This window comes from Psychrobacillus sp. FSL K6-2365, assembly GCF_038003165.1.
Taxonomy (GTDB): Bacteria; Bacillota; Bacilli; order Bacillales_A; family Planococcaceae; genus Psychrobacillus; species Psychrobacillus psychrodurans.
Window position 1 is genome coordinate 1379770 of sequence record NZ_JBBOOO010000001.1, and the last position, 8712, is coordinate 1388481.

Sequence of the window (8712 nt, forward strand, 5' to 3'; positions counted from 1 at the left end):
AATTTAGATGTATTCACCTTCTTGGAAATGTATAATGTAAGAAAGAATACAAGAATAGTAAGTAAAGGAGATGTTAAAATGCCACTGACACCACTTGATATACATAACAAGGAATTTGGTAAAGGATTTAGAGGATATAATGAAGATGAAGTAAACGAATTCCTTGATCAAATTATGAAAGATCTTGAAATATTGATGAAAGAAAAAAAGGAATTAGAAACAAAGCTTAAAACTTCAAGCGAAAAGGTTGGTCATTTTACTTCAATTGAAGAGACATTACATAAGTCAATTGTCGTTGCACAAGAGGCAGCAGAAGAGGTTCGTCGCAATTCACAAAAAGAAGCGAAGTTAATTGTGAAAGAGGCAGAAAAAAATGCTGATCGAATTGTTAATGAAGCTTTAACTAAGGCTAGAAGGATTGCATTGGAAATCGAGGACTTGAAAAAGCAGTCAAAAGTTTTCCGAAATCGTTTTAAAATGTTAGTCGAAGCCCAGCTAGATTTGATCAACACAGATGACTGGAATCATTTAATGGAATATGATGTGGATACAGAAGCAATTGATCGTATATCTGTTACGGAAGATTAACATTTCTTGACTCATAGCCATACTTTACCTATAATAATTTCATATCATATAATATGCGTTGAAAAAGACGTCTAAAATAGATTTCGACAAAGCGACTTGAGGGTGGTGAGAGCTCAGGGTAGAATCTTATTTAGAATATCACTTTGGAGCAAGGGCACTGAACAAATAGTAAGTGTCTTCGGTTAATGCCCCGTTATGGCATTCTAAGCGGCGATTTTATACAAATCGCAAGTAGGGTGGTACCGCGAGCATAACTCCTCGTCCCTTTTAGGGATGTGGAGTTTTTTTGTTTTCGCCACTCCTTTACAGTACTCATGCTTTTAATAATTAGGAGGTTATAAGATGGAATACAAAGATACGTTATTAATGCCAAAAACTGATTTCCCTATGCGTGGAAATTTACCAGTGAAAGAAGTAGAAATTCAAACTAAATGGGCAGATCAGGATATTTATAAAAAGGTACAGGACCATACAAAAGATCGTCCGTTTTTTGTACTACATGATGGACCACCTTATGCCAATGGTGATCTTCATATGGGTCATGCATTAAATAAAGTATTAAAAGATATGATTGTCCGTCACAAGTCTATGTCAGGCTTCCATGCACCTTATGTTCCAGGCTGGGATACACATGGTCTGCCAATCGAGCAAGCACTAACCAATAAAGGTGTAAAACGTAAAGAGATGTCTTTAGCAGAGTTTAGGAAGCTTTGTGAGGAGTATGCATATCAACAAATTGACAATCAACGCTCACAATTCAAACGTTTGGGTGTTCGTGGGGACTGGGATAATCCATATGTTACATTAACTCCTGCATTTGAATCACGTCAAATTGAAGTATTCGGTGCAATGGCTAAAAAAGGATATATTTATAAAGGGTTAAAGCCTGTTTACTGGTCACCATCAAGTGAATCAGCATTGGCTGAAGCAGAAATTGAATACCAAGATAAAAAATCACCATCTATTTATGTAAGCTTTGAGGTGACTGAAGGAAAAGGAGTTCTGGAAGAAGGAACAAAATTTATCATTTGGACTACAACACCTTGGACAATTCCTGCAAACCTAGCTATTTCCTTGCATCCTAAAGTTGAGTATGCAGTTGTTAATACGAAAGGTTCTAAATTTGTCGTTGCATTAGATTTAGTAAAATCTGTTGCGGAAGAATTAGGCTGGGAAGAATATACAGTAGAACGTACACTGGAAGGTAAGGAAATGGATCGTCTCGTAGCGAAACATCCATTATACGATCGTGATTCTCTTATCATTTTAGGAGAGCATGTAACAACTGAATCTGGGACTGGATGTGTTCATACAGCTCCTGGACACGGGGAAGATGACTTTTACGTTGGAAAAGCTTACGGCTTAGATGTTCTTTGTCCAGTTGATGACCGCGGTGTAATGACTGCTGAAGCACCTGGTTTTGAAGGATTATTTTATGACACAGCTAACAAAGCGATTACAGAAGCTTTAGAGGCTGCAGGTGCGCTTGAGAAACTTACATTTATTACACATTCATATCCGCATGACTGGCGTACAAAAAAACCAGTTATTTATCGTGCTACAGCACAATGGTTTGCTTCTATTGAGGCATTTAGAGATGAATTGCTACAAGCTATTCGGGATACCAAGTTTACTCCTGCATGGGGGGAGACTCGTCTATTTAACATGATTCGCGATCGTGGAGACTGGTGTATTTCTCGTCAGCGTGTATGGGGAGTTCCAATTCCAGTATTTTATGGGGAAGATGGAGAACCGATTCTGACAGAAGAGACTATTTCACATGTTTCTAAACTATTCCGTGAGCACGGTTCAAATATTTGGTTTGAAAAAGAAGCGAAGGAATTACTACCAGAAGGATTTACACATGCTGGAAGTCCCAATGGTATCTTTACGAAAGAAACAGATATTATGGATGTATGGTTCGATTCCGGTTCATCTCATCAAGGTGTCCTAGAAGAACGCGACGATTTAGTATTCCCAGCTGACTTATATCTAGAGGGATCGGATCAATATCGTGGTTGGTTTAACTCTTCGTTAATAACAAGTACGGCTATGTTTGGTCACGCTCCTTACAAAGGTTTGTTAAGCCATGGTTTCACATTGGATGGAAATGGACGTAAAATGAGTAAATCATTAGGGAACGTAATCGTTCCTTCTAAAGTGATAAATCAGTTAGGTGCAGACATTGTACGTTTGTGGGTAGCTTCTGTAGATTATACAGCAGATGTACGTGTATCAGATGCGATCTTCAAACAGGTATCAGAAGTATATCGTAAAATCCGTAATACATTCAGATTCTTACATGGTAATATTAGTGATTTCCATCCTGTTAATAATCGTGTGGAATTCAAGGATCTTCGTGAAGTGGATCAGTATATGTACATGAAACTTCAAGAAGTAATTACAACAGTAAGAGCTGCATATGATCGCTACGATTTTGCAAGTGTATATCATACGGTGAATAACTTTGTATCAAGTGAGTTAAGTTCATTCTACTTAGATATTGCAAAAGATGTTGTGTATATCTATGGCGAGGACCACTCGGATCGCCGTGCTATGCAAACAGTTATGTATGATACATTATTAGCTCTACTAAAATTAGTAACACCTATCTTGCCTCATACGACAGATGAGCTTTGGGCTTATTTAGAGCATGAAACTGCGGAAAGTGTTCAATTAACGGATATGCCAGAAGCTGTTGATTATCCTGAATTCAAGAATTTAGCAGCTAAGTGGGATAAAATTATGGAATTACGTGATGATGTATTAAAAGCACTAGAAGAAGCGCGAAATGCAAAAACGATCGGTAAATCATTAGAAGCTAAAGTAGCTTTATATGTAAATGATGACTATAAAGCACTGTTTGAAACAGATGCCATTGACTTTGCACAATTGTTCATTGTTTCTAAATTTGAATTAGGCGGTGCACCGTCTGAAGCACCAGCAAACAGCTTAGTATTAGAGCATGCTTCTGTTGTAGTAGAAAAAGCAGATGGTGAAAAATGTGAGCGCTGTTGGACAATTTCCGAAACAGTTGGTACAAGTGAAGCCCACCCAACTTTATGTGCACGTTGCGCAGAGGTTGTTAAGTAAATAAAACAAAGAAATGTGGTCCAATTATTTGGATCACATTTTTTATAGGATAATGGCTAGATAGCTCTTAATTTTAAAGGTAAAGCCCTTAAGTGTTTTCGGATAGCCCATAAATCACTTTTAATAATCCATAGATTTCAATATAGCCCTTAAATTCTCTACTTTAGTCCTTAACATCGAGCAAATAGCCCATAAAGCCGCCATCCTTTCAACTCTTATGGTACATAATCGATGTTGAAATTGTGTCTGCTCTTTTACGTATTGCATGGTTCTGTGTTAAACTAGATGGAGAGTGTTCAATTTTGCTGAAAAGAATTTGTTATGTGGGGGAAATAATGTGTGGAAATTTTATGGACTGGCGGCCTTTGTCATTGCATTAGATCAATGGACAAAATGGCTAGTCGTTAAAAATATGATACTTGGTGAACGAATTATTATGTGGGACCCTTACCTAGCGCTACTTTCTCATAGAAATAGAGGAGCAGCCTGGGGCATTCTAGAAGGAAAAATAGGATTCTTTACCATTGTCACTATCATCGTCATCATTGGAATTATCTATTATTTTCATAAAGAAGCAAAAGGAAAGCCAGTATTTCAAGCTGGCTTGATGATGCTACTTGGAGGAGCAATAGGGAACTTTATTGACCGACTTTGGAGAGGCGAAGTAGTAGACTTCGTCGATGTTTTAATACCTATTATTAATTATGATTTTCCAATCTTTAACGTGGCAGATGCTGCACTAACTATTGGTGTTGTAATTATAATATTATTCGTATTTCAAGAAGAACGAGCTGAAAAGAAAAAGGTGAAGTAATGGAAGATTTAACATTTATTATTGAAAATGAACAATCAAAAGAGCGCATTGATAAAGCAATTGCATCTTTTGAATCAGATTGGTCACGTACACAAATTCAAAATTTTATAAAAGACGGCTTTGTAACAGTAAATAATGAGCCAGCAAAAACGAGCTATAAAGTAAAAGCTGGTGATGTTATTGTCGTTACACCTCCAGATGCTGTTCCACTTGATATTGTTGCCGAGAACTTGAACTTAGAAATCATCTATGAGGATGAAGATGTAGTTGTTGTCTATAAACCTCGTGGAATGGTTGTACATCCTGCACCTGGACATACTACTGGAACACTAGTTAATGGTTTGATGTATCAAATTAAAGATTTGTCAGGTATTAATGGAGTTATGCGTCCTGGAATTGTGCATCGTATTGATAAAGATACGACAGGTCTTTTGATGGTTGCTAAAAATGATGTAGCACATGTCTCGTTAGTGGACCAACTTGTAAAGAAAACAGTTACTCGTAAGTACACAGCACTTGTGCATGGTCGCATTGCTCACGATAAAGGGACGATTGATGCTCCTATTGCTCGTGATAAAAAAGAAAGACAAAGTATGGCGGTAGTAGATAATGGTAAGCACGCTGTTACACATTTTCGTGTTATAGAGAGATTTGATAAATTTTCGTTAGTTGAATGCCAATTGGAAACTGGACGTACACATCAAATCCGTGTTCATATGAAATATATCGGTTATCCACTTGCTGGAGATCCAAAATACGGTCCGAAAAAAACTATTAGTTTTGATGGACAAGTTTTACATGCAGGATTATTAGGTTTTATTCACCCAAAAACGGGAGAATACTTAGAGTTCTCCTACCCACTTCCAGAGGATTTCACTAATTTGATACAAGATTTAAAAAATCAATCATTGATTAATGAGGAATAGTACTCTATACTAGTGAAAGAAATAAGAAAAAATTATATAGCTTCACCTTTAATAACAGTCCAGAGAGGCTGAGAAGGTACTTGTGAACGTGACTCACTATCAATCTGCGGATTTTTAGTAATCACACTAATTTATTACGCATTTACAACCTTCTGGGCTCTCGAGCTTAGAAGGTTTTTTATTTTGTTCAAAGGAGATGTAAGTTGATGGGAGAAAAAGCGAATATTCTAGATGAGCAAGCGATAAATCGAGCACTCACAAGAATTGCACATGAAATTATTGAACGTAACAAGGGGATTGATGAATGTATTCTAGTGGGCATCAAAACTAGAGGAGCATTTTTAGCTCAGCGTCTAGCGGGTAGAATCGAACGTATTGAGGGCAAACCGATAAAAACAGGAGAGCTAGATATAACGCTATATAGAGATGATCTTTCCTTGAAGAATGATACAGCTGAACCGCTAGTGCAACAAGTTGATATAACACATGATGTGAAGGATAAAAAAGTTATTTTGGTTGACGATGTTTTATTTACCGGAAGAACTGTCCGAGCTGCAATGGATGCAGTAATGGATTTAGGAAGACCATCTCAAATTCAGCTAGCAGTTTTAATTGATAGAGGGCATCGAGAACTACCGATTCGAGCAGACTATGTTGGAAAAAATATACCTACCTCTAGCAGTGAGAGAATTGTTGTAAAAGTTACAGAAACAGACGAAGTAGATGCAGTAACCATTTACGAATAAGTAAAGAGAAAGCATCGACAAGCGCTGGAGATAAACAGATATTGAGTAAGAAGCATATACTTCCAGGTCTATTAAAAAAAATATTTAAAAGGTAGGTAAAATTCATGTCAAATGCCGTTTTAGATGTAAATGAAAAGCCATCCGGTGGGCAGCTCATCACTTTAAGTTTTCAACATATGTTTGCGATGTTCGGATCTACCATATTAGTACCACAGCTGGTAGGTTTAAGCCCTGCGATTGCATTGTTAACAAGCGGGATAGCAACAATTATCTTCTTACTCGTAACTAAATTCCAAGTACCAGCATATTTAGGATCGTCGTTCGCATTTATCGCACCTATTCTTGTGGCAGTAAATGGGTTGAATGAATCGGGAAAAGCTATTAATCCGGGTAATGCCATGATCGGGGCAGTTTTCGTAGGATTAGTTTATGGAATTGTGTCTCTTGTAATTTGGAAAAGTGGTTATAAATGGATCATGAAGCTTTTACCAGCAATTGTCGTAGGTCCTGTCATTATGGTAATTGGTCTCGGATTGTCGAGTACAGCAGTCGATATGGCAATGAATATAACAAATGCAGAATCAGGCTTAAAAGAATATAGCTTCCTGCACTTCTCAGCAGCTTTAGTTACATTGTTTACAGCGATCATCTGTACGGTATACTTCAAAAATATAATTAGTACAATGCCAATCTTAATAGGATTAGTTGTAGGTTATATATATTCCATTATTATCGGGATTGTTGACTTTACCCCAATAAAAGAAGCGAAATTGTTCGCTTCACCAGACTTTTTAGTTCCTGGAGTACATTATGATTTTGTTGTTACTTCAAATATATTACTAGTGATGGTTCCAATCGTTATCGTCACAATCTCAGAGCATATTGGGCATCAGCTCGTGTTAGGGAAAGTTGTAGGAAGAGACTACATAAAAGAACCTGGATTGCATAAGTCATTACTAGGTGATGGTCTAGGAACGTTAGTAAGTGCACTTATCGGTGGGCCACCTAAAACTACTTACGGTGAAAACATTGGAGTGTTAGCAATAACTCGTATATATAGTGTTTATGTTATTTTGGGTGCAGCTGTAGTAGCGATCCTACTTTCATTTTTTGGAAAAGCAATGGCAGTTATTTCTACGATACCAACAGCAGTTTTAGGCGGTGTATCTATCTTACTCTTTGGGATAATCGCAGCAAGTGGGTTACGTATGTTAGTTGATGCAAAAGTAGATTTTGGCAATAGTAGAAATTTAGTCATTGCTTCTGTAATCCTAGTAATAGGAATCGGTGGGGCAAAATTCATTGTCACAGAAGCTCTTAGTATTGAAGGTATGGCTTTAGCGGCAATTATCGGGGTTATACTAAATCTGATCCTACCAGGTAGAAAACAAGCAGAAAATACAGATTTACATCAAACTAAATAATAGACCTTTTAAGAAGTTGAACAGTGAGTCAGCAAAAGGTTCGGATAGCAAGTTGGGACATGTAGTATGATCCTACTACTTGTCTATGCAAAAACGAACCTTCTCGAAACTTTTTCGAGGAGGTTTTTACATTTACTATACAAGCCTCCGGCGGATATCACAGACTTTATCGAGCTTCTCAATAAAAGTCTAGACTCAAATCCACCAAGGAGAATTGGATTTAAACAGAAAGGTGGATATTCATGGAAAATTTAGTATCAATGAAAGACTTATCGGCAGATCAAATACATCAGATATTAAAACAAACACAAGCGTTTCGTGATGGTACCACCTCAACTCTGAAGAATAAATACATGGTATCGAACCTGTTTTTTGAACCTAGCACTAGAACTAAGATGAGCTTTGAAATGGCTGAAAGAAAATTGAATTTAGAAATCCTTCCTTTTGATGCTGGATTCTCTAGTACATTAAAAGGTGAAACACTTTATGACACAGTAAAAGTTTTAGAATCCATTGGGCTAGATGTATTAATTATTAGGCATGAGCAAAATAATTATTTTGAAGAATTAGTTGGGAAAGTTAAACCTGCGATTATTAACGGGGGAGACGGTACAGGAAATCATCCAACGCAAAGCCTGTTAGATATTTATACAATTTGGCAAGAGTTTGGCACTTTACAAGATAAAGTAATCACGATTGTAGGAGATATCAACCATAGTCGTGTTGCTAGGTCTAATGCAGATGCACTTGCAAAATTAGGCGCACAAGTCCGATTTGTATGCCCGCCAGAGTGGCAGGGAGAGTTCGAAGCGTTTAATGAATTCGATGAGGTAATAGAAGATAGTGATGTTCTCATGATGCTCCGTGTTCAACATGAGAGACATGATGGGAAGACAACATTTTCTAAAGAGCAATATCATCATTTATATGGTCTAACAATAGAACGTGAACGGAAAATGAAAAAAACTGGAATTATCTTACATCCAGCGCCATTCAATAGAGGCGTGGAAATAGCTAGTGAGTTAGTAGAATGTGATCGGTCAAGGATATTTAAGCAAATGGAAAATGGTGTTTATGTTCGCATGGCTGTCATTGAAATGATTTTGAAAGGGAGAGAATAA

The 8712-nt window shown here is 37.1% G+C and carries 7 protein-coding genes and 1 other annotated feature; all 7 genes read left to right on the forward strand.

The genetic code is table 11. The annotated features are described in order from the left end of the window. Positions 1-78 precede the first annotated feature (78 nt). The 7 genes from MKY29_RS06560 to MKY29_RS06590 all read left to right on the forward strand — a co-directional run bounded on the left by MKY29_RS06560 (position 79) and on the right by MKY29_RS06590 (position 8712). Positions 79-588, forward strand: a complete 510-nt coding sequence (locus MKY29_RS06560) for a DivIVA domain-containing protein (RefSeq protein WP_090562787.1) — start codon at positions 79-81, stop codon at positions 586-588. A gap of 49 nt (positions 589-637) precedes the next feature. Next, positions 638-857: a binding site (T-box leader), on the forward strand. 73 nt (positions 858-930) lie between these two features. Beyond that, positions 931-3681, forward strand: a complete 2751-nt coding sequence (ileS, locus tag MKY29_RS06565; protein ID WP_340879344.1) for an isoleucine--tRNA ligase — start codon at positions 931-933, stop codon at positions 3679-3681. Between the two features lie 337 nt (positions 3682-4018). Beyond that, complete coding sequence (lspA, locus tag MKY29_RS06570) at positions 4019-4495, forward strand: signal peptidase II (RefSeq protein WP_093494411.1); 477 nt, start codon at positions 4019-4021, stop codon at positions 4493-4495. Further along, positions 4495-5421, forward strand: a complete 927-nt coding sequence (locus tag MKY29_RS06575; protein ID WP_340879345.1) for an RluA family pseudouridine synthase — start codon at positions 4495-4497, stop codon at positions 5419-5421. The genes lspA and MKY29_RS06575 overlap by 1 nt, the downstream gene beginning before the upstream one ends. A gap of 206 nt (positions 5422-5627) precedes the next feature. Continuing rightward, positions 5628-6167: a bifunctional pyr operon transcriptional regulator/uracil phosphoribosyltransferase PyrR gene (pyrR, locus tag MKY29_RS06580; protein WP_090562776.1), complete on the forward strand. Its 540-nt coding sequence runs from the start codon at positions 5628-5630 to the stop codon at positions 6165-6167. A gap of 104 nt (positions 6168-6271) precedes the next feature. Next, complete coding sequence (locus MKY29_RS06585) at positions 6272-7591, forward strand: solute carrier family 23 protein (protein ID WP_340879346.1); 1320 nt, start codon at positions 6272-6274, stop codon at positions 7589-7591. A 242-nt stretch (positions 7592-7833) separates the two neighbouring features. Further along, positions 7834-8712: an aspartate carbamoyltransferase catalytic subunit gene (locus MKY29_RS06590; protein WP_269921341.1), complete on the forward strand. Its 879-nt coding sequence runs from the start codon at positions 7834-7836 to the stop codon at positions 8710-8712.

Coding starts and splice junctions, on each gene's coding strand:
- MKY29_RS06560 (WP_090562787.1), top strand. CDS start 79: ATGCCACTGACACCACTTGATATACATAACAAGGAATTTGGTAAAGGA.
- ileS (WP_340879344.1), top strand. CDS start 931: ATGGAATACAAAGATACGTTATTAATGCCAAAAACTGATTTCCCTATG.
- MKY29_RS06575 (WP_340879345.1), top strand. CDS start 4,495: ATGGAAGATTTAACATTTATTATTGAAAATGAACAATCAAAAGAGCGC.
- pyrR (WP_090562776.1), top strand. CDS start 5,628: ATGGGAGAAAAAGCGAATATTCTAGATGAGCAAGCGATAAATCGAGCA.
- MKY29_RS06585 (WP_340879346.1), top strand. CDS start 6,272: ATGTCAAATGCCGTTTTAGATGTAAATGAAAAGCCATCCGGTGGGCAG.
- MKY29_RS06590 (WP_269921341.1), top strand. CDS start 7,834: ATGGAAAATTTAGTATCAATGAAAGACTTATCGGCAGATCAAATACAT.